12 protein-coding genes are annotated in these 14,399 nt (G+C 46.1%); 10 read left to right on the top strand and 2 right to left on the bottom strand.

Features of this window, described 5'->3' with window-relative positions; all coding sequences use genetic code 11:
• Positions 1–13: 13 nt before the first annotated feature.
• Positions 14–1,930 carry a 2-succinyl-5-enolpyruvyl-6-hydroxy-3-cyclohexene-1-carboxylic-acid synthase gene (menD, locus tag QUB77_RS20985; protein ID WP_333177223.1) on the top strand — a complete coding sequence of 639 codons (1,917 nt, stop codon included), beginning with the start codon at positions 14–16 and terminating at the stop codon, positions 1,928–1,930.
• A gap of 44 nt (positions 1,931–1,974) precedes the next feature.
• On the opposite strand, the gene grxC is transcribed toward menD, so the two are convergent.
• Positions 1,975–2,289, bottom strand: coding sequence for a glutaredoxin 3 (gene grxC / locus QUB77_RS20990; RefSeq protein ID WP_333075604.1), 315 nt, complete (start codon positions 2,287–2,289; stop codon positions 1,975–1,977).
• 264 nt (positions 2,290–2,553) lie between these two features.
• On the opposite strand from grxC, the gene QUB77_RS20995 reads away from it, so the two are divergent.
• A complete protein-coding gene (locus tag QUB77_RS20995) occupies positions 2,554–2,769 on the top strand; it encodes a hypothetical protein (RefSeq protein ID WP_333177220.1) in 216 nt (71 codons plus the stop codon).
• Positions 2,770–2,944: 175 nt separating this feature from the next.
• On the opposite strand, the gene QUB77_RS21000 is transcribed toward QUB77_RS20995, so the two are convergent.
• Entirely contained in the window at positions 2,945–3,820 is an 876-nt protein-coding gene (locus tag QUB77_RS21000) for a WYL domain-containing protein (RefSeq protein WP_333177217.1), read from the bottom strand.
• A gap of 753 nt (positions 3,821–4,573) precedes the next feature.
• On the opposite strand from QUB77_RS21000, the gene mntA reads away from it, so the two are divergent.
• The 8 genes from mntA (at position 4,574) to cas4 (ending at position 14,383) form a co-directional block, all read left to right on the top strand.
• Positions 4,574–5,029, top strand: coding sequence for a type VII toxin-antitoxin system MntA family adenylyltransferase antitoxin (gene mntA / locus QUB77_RS21005; RefSeq protein ID WP_333177211.1), 456 nt, complete (start codon positions 4,574–4,576; stop codon positions 5,027–5,029).
• Complete coding sequence (gene hepT / locus QUB77_RS21010; protein WP_333177209.1) at positions 5,026–5,454, top strand: type VII toxin-antitoxin system HepT family RNase toxin; 429 nt, start codon at positions 5,026–5,028, stop codon at positions 5,452–5,454. Before mntA ends, hepT begins: the two co-directional genes overlap by 4 nt.
• Before the next feature lie 60 nt (positions 5,455–5,514).
• A complete protein-coding gene (locus tag QUB77_RS21015) occupies positions 5,515–8,250 on the top strand; it encodes a CRISPR-associated protein Csc3 (RefSeq protein ID WP_333177204.1) in 2,736 nt (911 codons plus the stop codon).
• An 11-nt stretch (positions 8,251–8,261) separates the two neighbouring features.
• Complete coding sequence (cas7d, locus tag QUB77_RS21020; protein WP_333177201.1) at positions 8,262–9,266, top strand: type I-D CRISPR-associated protein Cas7/Csc2; 1,005 nt, start codon at positions 8,262–8,264, stop codon at positions 9,264–9,266.
• 246 nt (positions 9,267–9,512) lie between these two features.
• Positions 9,513–10,304: a type I-D CRISPR-associated protein Cas5/Csc1 gene (gene cas5d / locus QUB77_RS21025; RefSeq protein ID WP_333177197.1), complete on the top strand. Its 792-nt coding sequence runs from the start codon at positions 9,513–9,515 to the stop codon at positions 10,302–10,304.
• A complete protein-coding gene (gene cas3 / locus QUB77_RS21030; protein ID WP_333177194.1) occupies positions 10,297–12,570 on the top strand; it encodes a type I-D CRISPR-associated helicase Cas3' in 2,274 nt (757 codons plus the stop codon). Before cas5d ends, cas3 begins: the two co-directional genes overlap by 8 nt.
• Before the next feature lie 3 nt (positions 12,571–12,573).
• Complete coding sequence (cas6, locus tag QUB77_RS21035) at positions 12,574–13,410, top strand: CRISPR-associated endoribonuclease Cas6 (protein ID WP_333177191.1); 837 nt, start codon at positions 12,574–12,576, stop codon at positions 13,408–13,410.
• Positions 13,411–13,789: 379 nt separating this feature from the next.
• On the top strand, positions 13,790–14,383 hold the full coding sequence (cas4, locus tag QUB77_RS21040) for a CRISPR-associated protein Cas4 (RefSeq protein ID WP_333177189.1): 594 nt from the start codon (positions 13,790–13,792) through the stop codon (positions 14,381–14,383).
• The last annotated feature ends 16 nt before the right edge of the window (positions 14,384–14,399 follow it).

The raw sequence follows: 14,399 nt of genomic DNA on the forward strand, positions 1-14,399 counted from the left end.
CTCAGGTTTAGCAATGCCAATAGATTTTCGCAACACAAATACCGTCTGGGCTTCCGTATTAGCAGAAACTTTGCAGCGGTTGGGATTAACTACCGCCGTCATTTGTCCCGGTTCGCGATCGGCACCGCTAACAATAGCCTTTGCTCAAAACAAAAAACTAGAAACTATTCCCATACTCGACGAACGTTCAGCGAGTTTTTTTGCATTAGGAATTGCCAAAAAATCCTATTTGCCAACCGCACTAATTTGCACATCGGGAACCGCCGCAGCAAACTTTTATCCGGCGATAATTGAAGCCAGAGAAAGTCGAATTCCGCTGCTAATATTCACCGCCGATCGACCTCCAGAACTGCGGGACTGTCACGCCGGACAAGCGATCGACCAAGTGAAACTATACGGCAATTATCCGAACTGGCAAGCCGAATTAGCGATACCTTCTGCGTCCACAGGAATGCTAGACTATCTGCGGCAGACGATCGTGTATGCTTGGGAGCGATCGCAATTCCCAACACCAGGCCCCGTCCACCTCAACATCCCCTTTCGCGACCCGCTTGTACCCGTTCCAGACATAGCCGTAGAAGCTTTAGAAACAGAATTTAATCCCGAAGATTTCTTTGCAGGATTAGAACCAATTTTCACGGGAGAAAGCTCTACCCCCCCCAGCTCCCCCTTGTTAAGGGGGGGAGAAGAAAGTACCATGCAACAGTGGCAAAAGTGCAGCAAAGGGATTATTATTGCAGGCGTTGCACAGCCTGAATTTGCCGAAAAATACTGTAGTGCGATCGCCCAAATTTCCAAATCCTTAAACTGGCCAGTTTTAGCAGAAGGACTATCCCCAGTCAGAAACTACGCCCAACTCAATCATTATCTAATTTCCACCTACGATTTAATCCTGCGAAACCGCGAACTAGCAGATAAATTAACCCCAGAAATCGCCATTCAAATCGGAGACTTACCCACAAGCAAAGAACTGCGAAACTGGCTAGACAAAACCCAACCAAAACGCTACATAATCGACCCCAGCCACCACAACTTCGATCCCCTACACGGCCAAACAATTCACCTGCGAACCTCGGTAGAAAATCTCGCAACTAATCTCGCAACTATATTAACTCTTGTCCCCCCCCTTATTAAGGGGGGGTTAGGGGGGGATCGAGCCCCTGCTACCACTAAGATCTCCCATCAAATCCCCCCCCTGACCAATGGGGAATCAAGTCTTGTCCCCCCCCTTATTAAGGGGGGGTTAGGGGGGGTTCTAACCTCTCCCTCATACGAATACCTCCAACTTTGGCGCAACACCGAAATCCAAGTCAGACAAACAATAGACCAAAAAATATCAACAATTAACCACATAATCGAGCCCAAAGTTTCCTGGCTGCTTTCCCAAATTTTGCCGCCTGGAACACCGATATTTATTGCCAACAGTATGCCCGTCAGAGATCTCGAGTTTTTCTGGAAGCCAAACCACTTAGAAATAAAACCTTTTGTCAATCGCGGCGCTAACGGCATAGACGGCACATTATCAACAGCTTTGGGAGTTGCTCACCGCAATCAAAGCAGCATCATGCTAACAGGCGATTTAACACTTTTGCACGATACGAACGGTTTTTTAATTAAAAATAAATTTGTCGGTCATCTGACAATCATATTAATTAATAATAACGGTGGCGGAATTTTTGAAATGTTGCCAGTTGCGAAATTTGACCCGCCCTTTGAAGAGTTTTTTGCCACGCCGCAGCAGATTAACTTTGCTCAGTTGTGTGCAACTTATGGCGTGGAACACGAGATAATAGACGATTGGGAACAGTTCAAACAAAAATTAAGTTTTTTGCCAAGTAGCGGGATTCGTGTCTTAGAATTGCAAACAGACAGGCGCGCCGATGCTAAATGGCGGCAAGATAATCTAAGTAAATTTGCCAAAGATTTGTAAATTTGTAGGTTGAGCAGGTGGAACGAAACCCAACCTACACTAATTTAAACTGCTGGTTGAGCTAGCAGCGCATCTAACTCTCCATCTGCATCGAGTTTGTGAATGTCATCGCAGCCGCCTACGTGTTGCTTATTAATGAAAATTTGGGGCACGCTGCGGCGTCCGTTAGCGCGATCGGCCATTGCTTTTCTAGCCGCTTCGTCGCCATCAATTTTGTATTCCGTGAAATTTACGCCTTTCCACCACAGCAAAGTTTTGGCGCGGATGCAGTAGGGACAGGTTTGCCAAGTATAGATTTCCACATTGGCTTTGATGCGATCGGGCTTGCGGCCCAAGATGGGATTGAGAAAATCAAGCATTTTCGGTACAGGGGTAAAAATTAAACTGGTTGGGGGATTAACGATCATTTTAGCGAAATGCCGTCAGCCCCACGTCCTACCCAAAAATCGGCGCGGGATGGAATTGCCTGCAGCAACCTGTGACCCTGTGACCCAAGTCACAACTTTACTCTACTCGGATCACTTGCTTTCACCCTAGAGAATCACATTTGCGACCTTATTAATATCACCGATATTTAGAGGAAACCAGAAGATGATAGATATATCGAATTCAACCGCACTGCCATGCACCCCGTACAACTCCTCCCCGGCGCTATCTCTGAAATCCTCGCTTCTGTAACCGATACAGGCGTTTTGACTCTGGCGGATCGCTACGGTTTGATGGCCGCCACCTTCGACGACTCTCTGAATGACGAAGACAGAGGCTGTGTCAACCGCTTGCTGCGGGCGGTGCTCAGAGGCCGAGTGAAAATGGTTAACGAACTTTCAGCAGCATTCTAATCGGGATTTGAAGTTTTGTTCTGAAGGCAAGGTGAGTCAGCGGTAGATGGAAATAGTGGAAACTCAGGCAGGAGTGGAAACAGCGGTAATTTGAATTCGATTTAAAAGTTTTCTCCTCTAACTCAACAACGGTTTTTTTGTCAAAGCAGCCTTTACCGGCTGCTTTTTTTTTGATTTAATCGCGGATTTCCAGGTTGTACTGGCGGCAGAGGTCGATCAGTTCTTGTTGGAAGCGATCGCGCACATTCTGGGGCGAGACTATTACGCAGTCTTTGCCGTACCGAAACACCTCTCGAATCAACCAAAACGGATTAGAGACGCGCCGCACAACTTGTCGCACCTTGGTTTTTCCCTCTCCTAAGACTTCATCCTGAATATCCTTGTCCACTCTGCGTTCATAGGCTTTGATCAGTCCGCCCCGAAAGTGTAAGTACACTGCTAGATAGTCTAAGCCTTCGCACCGCCAGTGTCCACTTATAGGGACGATCGCTTTGATGTTGTCGAAGCGCAGACAGCGGTTGTGGATGAGTTCGGCAAAGTCGGGATTTTTGATGTCATCAGTCTCTTCGCACCAGATGTTGAGGTAAAAGCGTTTTTCTTCAAAAGACACCTCGGCGTATCGCACTGTGTACTCTAAGTCCTCTCCTTGGTTATTACGGTAGAGGAGGTGAAATGGCTGTTGAGCCTTCCTGAGCTGATCCACGCGGGGACGCCATCCCTCGCTGGGTTGACTAACCAGTTGCAGAATTGATTGACGCAGGGGAGCATCAAGGTTGCCCCGATCTAACATTAATGCTGCCAGAACTTCCGCGTCTCGAAGATGGCCTGAATCAACAAGGAGTTTAGCAGCTTGTTGTAAGGCTGCGACTTCGGTGGAGCTGAGGGTAAAGGGCTCACCAACTTCTAACTTGTGCTGGGCGATCGCGACCAATAACCCAGATACACTGGGACTTTTGCCCCATTTGATACCGAGGCGAAGGGCGATCGCCTCTAGCTGTTCCTTGGTTCCGGTCGGAATTGAAAGTGTAATTGTCTCTTTTTTGCGGGGCATTCACTAAAAGTGTAAATACATACTTGACAGATTTGGTTTTCAATGCAAATATAATTTTAGTGCAAGTACAAATCTCATGGGTCACAAATGTTGCTGTGCAAATTCTAGAGTCAACAAAAAAAGCCAGAGGCTAGCTCCGGCTTTCAAGCCCTAATAGGTATTTGTGTGAAAGACAAGGTTATTGTCTCGATCGCGGTACTCTTTCAATTCCTGAAAGGCATTTGTGTATCTATCTTAGCGTGAAAGCGCTCAATCGGTTCAAAAATTTTACTTTATCGCTGTACTAACCTAAAATATATGGTAGAGTAAAAAGCAAGCCAGACATAAAGCCAGCTCGCCCGTGTTTAAATTACTTAACTCTTAGAATAGAGCATGGCTGGTCTGGTTGTAAACCTACGCAAATACAACCATGACAGATAATCTTCCGAATCAAATGCTTCGGCTGATGTCCGATGGGCAATGGCATAGCGCCAATGAGCTAATCGAGAGTGTTAGCCATCGGTTTTCAGCAACCATGCACATTCTGCGAAAGCAAGGCTATGAGTTTGAGAAACGTCGCCTAAGCGGACAACAGCACGAATACCGACTGTTGCTGAACGTCAATAATAGGATGTAATGCTATTTTGTCAGGGGGTTTGAAGGAATTTTTCTCTTTCTACCCCTCTAAAGATAGAGTGCTAGAGACAAACTATTCTGACAACAGAAAATTTGCTGTCCTCGCCCTCGAATTTGTTTACCCTACAAAAGTTAACCATGCTCCAAATTTCCCCAACACTCACTGAACTTCACGAAAGTGCTTTACAACTTCCCGAACAAATTCCTTACCTCAAAATGCTAATTCTCTTTGGTTCTCGTGCCAGAGGCGATACTCATGCCAAAAGTGACTGGGATTTTGCCGCACTTTACGATGAAAAGCTTAGGGAAGAATCTTGCAATAATCGAGGCTTTGCATGGTTTGAAGTTCCTGGAATTTTGGGTGAAGCTTTTAGCATTAACAGCGATGAAATTGATGTGGTTGAATTGAATCGCTGTTCCCCTCTGATTGCCAATTTTATTGCTCATGATGGCAAACTTCTTTATGAACAAGAATCCGGTCAGTTCGAGCAATTTGTCAAAACTCATCTGATGAACGAGCTGGAATTGCAAGAACTGGAATGTCAACTTTATCAGAGTATTGATGATTTTCTCAAAAATTGGAGGTCGGTATGAGTATTCAGAAAACAGTAGTTTTAACGCGACTCAAATTTATTGGAGAGTATCTGCTCGAATTGAGACGTTTTGAATCGATGAGCCTGGAAAATTATCTAGCTAGCTTCGATTCAAAAATAATCTCAGAAAGAATAATGGAGTTGATCGTTCAGGCAGCAGTTGATATTAACGAGCATATTCTGACCCGTGAAATGAAGGTTAACTCGGATAGTAATCGAGAATCTTTTGTTAAGCTTGGAAGCTATGGAATTATTACACCTGAAGTTAGTGAAGAATTAGTAAAATCAGCAGGTCTGCGTAACATTTTGGCTCATCGGTACTTAGAGATAGATTATGTAATGTTATTTAATTCGGTTCAAGTTGCTTTAATTTATTATCCGATTTACATCGAGCAAGTTGCTGAATACATTTCTAGAAAGGACTGAAAAATAGCCAGTAAAACTCAAGCAAATAAATCCTAAAAATCAACAGATTAGGGCCAAAATATGTCAAATAAAAGCCTGCTTGTTGATGATGAATCAACAACTTTAGACCACCGCTACTTTAGGGAAGTCCGTCCTCAACTTTACCAACTGCATACCAATCACGGACAGTATGGCACTCGCCAAGGACGCACCCTTGCCGAACACCTCGATTCGGCTTGTCAGTTCGTTTTAACGGTTAGCAAAATTGCCGGAGTTCCCGATGACAAACGCGCTTGCATTCTGGCCGCAACCGCCGTTCACGATTTGAATAAGTTGGCAGACGACGGACGCAATGTTAAGACGTTGGCACGCGATCGCCCTTTTTTGCTACAACAACTCGATCGCGCCTGCGTTGCCCAATTCGCCCAAACCGAGTCCGAACTCGAACTCGTCCGCCGCCTGATAGAACGCCATTCCGGCCACAGCGCCAGCGATGGAATGCGTTTTTTGCCTGAAGACCCCAATATCAAACGTTGGGCCGCGATGTTGATTGGGGGTGACTTATTCGACTTGGGAATTGAGGAAGAAACACGCATTCGCAAAGTTGAAACCGAGTTAACCGTGGCATTGCAGCGTGACAGTAAGTTGTTTCATGTCAGTCTTTCCGAAGACCGAGGTTATCTGACTTCGCTGTTGCTGTCAGCTTGCGAAGAGGTTTTGCACGATCGCAATTTGCATACTCTCGCCATTGACCCCAACGGTCAAATTTTTGTCGGCTCAGCCTTTCCCGACGGCGATTTAAGCCTAATCATTGCTCAAAAATGGCAGCAAAAGATCGATCGCGTCTTTAGCAGCAACGTCGAACAACTCGTGAACGCCACCAAAGACGGCATCAAAATCGATCCGCAAGCCATCCAACAAAATCCCGAAGCAACTTTAGACGAAGTAGATAAGTTACTGGTAAAAAAAGCCAGCGGTTACAAAGTCGAAAAAGTCGGCAAGGATATTGACAAATATGGCGGAGATGCTGGAGAAAATGCCGTTACCGCAGCCGCTGCTGTCGGCTTGCATCCAGTTTCCAATGCCGATGAATTTGCCATTTCTGAAGGACTAAAAACCGCTTACCTCAGCTATCGGGCCGCCGAACTCAGCCCCAAGGAGGTTTGGGATCGAATTGCCACGCAAGTCGGATTATCCCCAGAACAGCGATCGGCATTAGAACCGTTTAACGCGCAGTACGGACGCTGTTTGTTTGCGGCTAAATCCATCGAGGGCGATCGCGAACAGAAGTTAAAAAAGGTATTTGCCGCCTTAGAAGACTCATTTCAACTGCGCGCTAAAGCCGAAGAGATAGACGTATCTGAAGAATTAGTAAATGCCGTTCGGCAACTGCTCAACTTTTCTACACCTGCGAACTGGCAAGGCTTTAACGAACTCACAGCCTACATTGAAGCCAACCCGCGCCAGCGCTGTTCCTTGGGGACGACATCGCTACAAATCGGCGAATTGAGTTCCCCAAAAATGCCACCGGGAACCAAAGTCCAAGCTTTTTCCAATCGTCTTCCCGGCGGCATGATTGCTGAACCCAAACGGCGGGCAGATAACTTATCGGCATTGGGTTATCAGTTGATGGCGGTTGGTGCAAATTTCCCTAATTCTGTCAAACAAGACCCGCTATATCTTCACTTTGCGCTGCCAAAAGGATCGAGTGTTGAACTCAGAACAATTTGGCAAAATTTTCTGAAAAATACCGCCGCCCAGAATGAAGATGGGACAGTAACAGTTGACGAAATTAAACTTTACCGCGAAAACGAGATAGTTTTTCAATCCAACAAAATGGTTGGGTTTGCACTGCCAAAACGTCCTGAATTTATCAACTCAACGGTGACAATTCCCGTGCTGTGGGGAGAAGTTAATAACTCCGTGGCGTTGCTGAAATCGCTCAGGTTGGCTTTGGAAATGAGTTTGGCATTTGATTTTGGTTTTCCCTTTGTTTTGGGTGCCAATTTGGAAGTCGAACCAACTTGGGTTTTTTTCGGAAAGGTTGAGGGAATCCCCTCATCTTTGCAGCCACTATTAGGCAGCGGCCAGTATAGGCGAAACGGTCATTTATCCAAGGAAGAACGGCGCACGGCAGTCACAGCAGAGCAAGTTTTAGAACGGCTGCGCTGTATTGGAAAGCTAGCTATTTCGGTAGCAAGTATTCAGAAAAAAGATGACTGTTTGTATGACTTGGCGCGGGCGGCAACTCGTCCGTTAAGTTTCTATTACGTCCTGCTGCGCTGGCTGCTGCGGGAACAAGATGACCCCAATTTGGAGGCAATTTGGTCGCGCATAAAAGAACCTTTGAATACTTTACTGAGGAGTCTAATGTCAGAAGAACACGATCGCGTTTCTAGCTATCTCAAGCAAGCCGCACACATTGCCGAATTTGCCAAGTTGCGGGGCAGTTCCTTCCGGCGCACTGCCCAAACTGAGCCGTTTTCGGAATTTATCAAAGCTGTGCGATCTCGCAAATCTCACATGGATTGGGAGACGGTATTTGCCGCCCTAGTGCAGCAATATCACAACCGCCTCGATCGCATTCGAGAACATCACGTGGGTGGGACAAAATACGAACAAATTAAGCAGTTTTATCAAATTCTGAAACAACTGTTTGAGGAGGTTTATCACTCGCGTCCAGAAAGGTTATTGACTGATAGCAAAACTCTTGAAGCTGCCTACTTTTTCTTTTTACAAGAAGCCCGTCAAGAATTGAAAGCTGAAACCGACAAAAAGTCTGAAACCACATCTACAACCACATCTGAAAACAACTAGGAGAATACAAAATGTCGATCGCAAAATTGCAACCATTCCTCGCCCCCAGCTACGAAAACTTCCCCAAAGGCCGCACCATTGGTATGGTTGTCCTCCGCACCACGCAATCGGAAACCATTTTCCGCACGGAAGGAACGGGCGAACCGATGTGTAGTGAATACGTGCAAGCTGGCATTGAAGATACCGAATCAATTCCTCGGTTGGTGATGACAAAACGCAAACAAGTTGCACCAGAACGACGGAAAGGACGAGAGTTTTTGCGATCGCACAATCTTCTCTACACTGCACCAAAAACTGATGCAATTTGTGCTCTCAATACCAATGCGCCTTGTGAAATGTGCGTTGATTGCTTCCTCTACGGCTTCGCAGCGGGGGGAGAAGGGGCGCAAAAAAGTCGGGTGTGGACAGAGGATGCGTTTAGCGTGTTGCACTCGACGGAACTAATTGCCGATCGCACCATCAATGCTATCTTTGAAACCGGAACGATGCGCGATGAAAAGGGTAACGCTTCGACGGCCCTCAACACCAGCGAATACATCAAGCCTGGGGTTCATTTCCTCGATATTGTCACCCTCAAAGATGTCACCGCCGACGAACTGCGCTACACCCTCGGCAACATTTTATTAACCACTCGTTACGGTGCAGTTTCCAGCCGCGTCGGACGCATGGACAATCAAATTCTCGGTGTATTTGGCGGTATTGCTGAACTGCCGAGTTCCCTAGAATTGGTACAAGGAGTTTACGAGAAGCTGAAAGCTGAAAATACCGCCATCGAACATCCTTTAAAAACTCAATCTTTAGTGGATGCAACTCAGGAAATTATCAGCACTTGGACAAACAAACGAGGTATTTCTATGCAGTTGTCCGCCGCCGAACGTGACGCACTGATTGCGGATGTCGATCGCCATTGGTCACTACCGGAACAAGAAACCTTCCTTAAACGCCTCGATGAATCCTATGCCCCGTGGCGCAAGGTGAAGAGTGAAAACAAGAAAAAGGGAAAAAATAAGGATTAAAGAAGAGTAATTCCTATAGTCCTGGACGCAAGGGTGGCCAGAAACCGGGTTTTTTCACGAAAATTATTCGCTGTAGCTACAAGATTAGGTAAAAAACCCGGTTTCTTTGGTATTTACGCATCTAGGAATGTTGAAATCATCTGCGTTCATCTGTGTTCATCTGCGGTTTCCCTTTTCTATCAAAGATTTATGCAATTCAAGTCTACTCTTCAATCCGCAAGCTACGTTCCTCAATGAATCTCAACCATGACGCAATTAGAACTTGCTTTAAATTTTTCCACTGACAAGATTTCCTATTCCACTGCACGCTTAATCGAACTTTGGTGCGCCGAACCCGTGTTTTTTGCATCGCGGGAATTGTCCGATACTTACTATACCGAAGGGGCGATCGGCAATTATGCACTAGCCTATGCTTTAGGTTGGGCGCGCTCGCCCTATCGCCTCACCGGAGAAGATACCAGCAGACCTCGGTATATAGAAGATTTAACGCCCCTTTCCGGTAATAGCTACATCCTCCCCGCATGGCCGCATGACCGCACTTTATCCTTCCGATTTGAGAGGTTTAACGCCCTTTCTGACTCCTATTGGTATGCCATGACCAACAACCGAGTGGCAACAGCGCGGGAAGATTTACCCCTCAGTAGAACCGGGAAAAAACCCAATAGTTATCGCCCTAGCAACTTCCCCCAAACCGGGCGATTGCGAGTAATTGAACGGGGAAATCGGTTTCAGACATTGGTATTTGGCGATCGCGAATTGCCCGAATACATTCGCGTCGGCAAATTTACCAGCAAAGTCCGCGTTGAAATCGTGAAAAAACTCGATGTTGTGCAACTTCCGAGGGGCGATTATCGCTGCAATACTTATCTCAGCGCCGCCGACTTACCTGCAAATATTGAACTCCTCGCTTTCGACTTAATTTCGATGCCGCCCGCATCGTTATTGAAAAATCTTTCGTTTCGCGGTGAGGCGCTGCAAGCCGGCAATTTCATTCTCCCAGCTAACATTGAATTTTGTGGTGGAAATAACAATGGATAATCTGAAAATTAAACTCGAACCAGCAAGCATTTCTGCCTGTCCCCAATTGCCTCAACCATTGCAATTTATGGGACAAGCGTTGCAGCATCAAGTCGATGTTTGGGAAGCTGCAAAAAATAATGATATTATTCTCGACTTAGCACCGACGGGAACGGGAAAAACGAAAGCTGGATTGAGTGTTTTGCTGCACAACTCTCAGCGCAATGCTATCTATATTGCGCCAACAAATGCCTTAATTGACCAACAAACTGAAGCCGCCGAAAAATTTGTTCGAGAGGCGAGTTTACCTCATATCGTAAAAGCTGCTTCTGCTAGACAAGTCCATTCCTGGTCAGACGATCGCGTTGGAAAACGTTCAGGCGAGAAAATCTATAATGTTTTGCGAGAACCTGCCACAATTTTTCCGGAATGCGGGGGCGGGAGACCAATTTTGCTGGTGACAAACCCGGATATTTTCTACTATGCCACGTTCTTTGCTTACAACAAGCTCGATCGCGGAAATATTGCCAGTGAATTTTACAGCAGTTTCTCTACTGTAATTTTCGATGAATTTCACCTATATGATGCCAAACAATTAGTTAGCTTGTTTTTCTATCTCGCTTTATCTAAAGAGTTTGGCTACTTTCAGTACAAGCGAAAAATTGTTCTCTTGACGGCAACGCCAGAACCTGCTTGTGAAGAAGCCTTAAATGTCCTGGGAAAAAATGGTGTCAGAATTTATCGAAGTGACAGCAAAAATCAAATAGATCGTCTGCTTCCTTCTCAAACTGAAGTCAATCTAGAAATTCGCAAGCAGCCAGAAAAAGACAATCTGATTGCAGAAATTGTTGAAGAAGTTGTGCGGCGGCTTCGCGAATTTCCTGACGAAAACGGGGCGATGATTCTGGATGCCAAGGATACATTAGGGCGCATTTCCGATCGATTGCGCGATCGCGGATTTGCCGATTTCTGCGGGCGGATTACGGGGGATACACCGAAGGAAGAACGCCCCCTGGCTGCCCAAAAACAAGTGATTCTAGCTACCAGTACCGTCGATGTGGGCTTCAACTTTGAACGGGAGAAAGAAACACCCCGGCAAAATCTCGATTGGTTGATTTTTTCCACGCGCGATCGCTTTTCATTTTGGCAGCGCATCGGGCGTGTGGGACGGGTGTTAGGGAAAACGCAAACCGAAATTCCTTCAGAGGCGATCGCCTATTTACCCGATCGCGCGTGGGAACAAGGTATCGAACAACTTGACTGTAGCGGTGGACGCAAAACCCTGACGGAAATGTTAGAAAGTCTAGACTGCATGAAGCGTCCCTTTCTCGACATTTACTGGCGTTCCGAAGCCTTTCTAGAAATTGCCAAACCCTTACTAGAACTAGAAACATTGCTGGAAAAATTGCCCGAAGCAAGTTTAATTACACAGCTTTATCAAACCCTGCAAATCGTGTTGGGAGGCAAGCGAGATTGGAGTTCTTACCGCCAGCGGATGAAGGTATTGCAAGGTGCAGAAAATGTAGCCAAGTCTACTATCAAACAAATTCAAAAGGAGTGGCAGTACATTAAAGGCGGTCAAAACTGCGTCAAGAGTTTTATGCAAGCAAACTATCCCGAAGATTGGGAAGAAATTCGTGCGGGGAGGAGTGCGATCGAACTAATTGAGGAAAAAATCCGCAAAAACCAAAAAGTCGCCGAAGAGTTGAAAGAATACGCGACAATTCTCAAAGCCAGTTATGCGCCACTTTTCAAATTTCGAGAAAGCTTGTTTGAAAATGTCAAAATTTATGACCCCCACAATTTCTTACTCGATGAAGTCGGCGAAACCAATCTCGATCCGATTCATTTGCTGAGATTTTTTGAATTCGCCTCCGATGAAAATGGGATTGTGCTTACCCATCGCGCGACCCAAACCTACGGACTCAAATTCGCCTTGCAAGTTGCAGATTTAGAAGATTTTGCGAACAACTATCTCTGCAAACTGTATGCCTTCAAAAATTGTACGATCGAACGCACCATCGGCGACATCGTTCGTCCCACAGCGCTAATTTCCCAGCTTTCACCGCCGTTAATGCCCGGTGTTATTGTCCAAGAACACCGCAAAAATCGCTGGGCGATTATCAAACTAAAAAAACAAGGAATTGAATGCTATTCGATTACGGTCAAAGATAGCTTTGCTGCCAAGGAGTATACATTCTTTCCGAGTTTATCGGGAATTTTGGCGATCGCCTCCGCTGGCATTACCTTAAGATGTCCTGACAATCAAGAATTCTGGGTAGTTTAAATTATGCCGCACAGCCTAGTCCTCAACATCCTTCCCCTGGCCCCAATTCCCCCCGGATACCTCACCGGAAGACACCTGCACGCCCTCTTCCTCACCCTCGTGAGCTCCGTTGACAAAAAACTCGGCGATCGCCTCCACGATGCCACGGCCCAAAAATCCTTCACCCTCAGCCCTTTGCAAACTAAAAAATGTCCTTTCAAAAAACACCATTTCCTGCAATGGGAACACACAGAAGCGATTCCAGAACATACCCTCTGTTGGTGGCGGATTACTCTGCTTGATGACACTTTATTCGGCAAATTAACTAATCTTTGGCTGAATCTCAATCCCTCGAAGCCGTGGCATCTGGGGCCCGCCGATTTGATGATTACTAAGATTCTCGGAACGCCCCAAGTAGATCAGCCTTGGGCTAATGCTTGCGATTACTCTCAATTGTACGATCGCGCTTCGGAAACTAATCGCTTAATTGCCTTCAGTTTTGCGACTCCTACTACCTTTCGACAGGGAAAATTTGATTCGGTGATTCCTACTAGAGACTGCGTTTTTAACAGTCTCCTCAGTCGGTGGAATAAGTACAGCCCGATCGCACTTCCCGATCAGTCATTCGATGCACTATTTTCGACTTTTGTCAATATCAAAAGTGAAAGACTGACCAACTATCAAAGCGATTTTGTCGGCATGGTTGGGGAGGTCAGTTATCGGATTTTGGGAGATGTGGAGCCTTTAGTGATTAAGCAAATTAATGCTTTGGCTGATTTTGCTGTTTACTGCGGGGTGGGGAGGAAAACTCCGATGGGGATGGGAATGACTCGGCGGATTGTTGTTAATAAGAGTTCTTGATAACTGAACGTAACACCCATAGTCCGGCAAGGGTTGAAACCCCTGCCTCAAAGCTAAAGTCCTCTTAAGAGGACTGCAAGAATGAAGGATTAAATTACTTCTTCAGTCGGTTTCAACCTTTGCGCTTACTGTTACCGAGAAGCTCCAAATATCATCAATGATTAAATTACTTCTTCAGTCGGTTTCAACCGACTTTAGCTATGAGACAGGGGTTTCAACCCCTGGCGGACTGGCGGACTGGCGGATAACTGGCGGATAACTGGCAGATCGCTAATTCGTCAAATTCTTTCGCCCCACGGCAAAATTAAATGTTTCAGCCCCTAGCGGACTGCCGGCTAACTAATCCCCAATTACTAATCTCCTACAAACCCTCAAAATTATGAACGATTTTGATTACATTTCGATCGCAACTCTCAACCAGTATTCTTACTGTCCTCACCGCTGTTGGCGGATGTCTTGCGCGGGAGAATTCACCGATAATCAGTATACCATTGAAGGAACAAGTTTGCACGATCGCGTTCACACGATGGGCGAGATTAATCGCGATGAAACTTGGCAGGTTCGGGCGATTTGGCTGAAATCTGAGCGCTACAAACTGATTGGAAAATCGGATTTGATTGAGTCGGCGGAGGGTGAGATTTATCCGGTGGAATACAAGCGCGGCCGGAAGGGGGAATGGGATAATGATGAGTTGCAAGTTTGCGCCCAAGCGCTTTGTTTAGAGGAGATGACGGGGAAAACTATTGCGACTGGATATGTGTATTACGCGCAGTCGCATCAGCGGCAATTAGTCGAGATTTCAGAGGGTTTGAGACAGGATGCGATCGCAACTATTGAAAAAGTCGGTGCTCTTTGGCGATCGGGAAATATCCCTTTACCAGTTTACACCGCTCGGTGTAAGGGATGCAGTCTTTTTTCCCAATGTCTGCCCCAAGCTGCCGCCAAAGTCAACCGCTATCAAGAAGCAAGTTAATCTGCAAATAGGAGAA

The sequence above is a fragment of the Microcoleus sp. AT9b-C3 genome (assembly GCF_036705485.1).
Taxonomy (GTDB): Bacteria; Cyanobacteriota; Cyanobacteriia; order Cyanobacteriales; family Microcoleaceae; genus Microcoleus.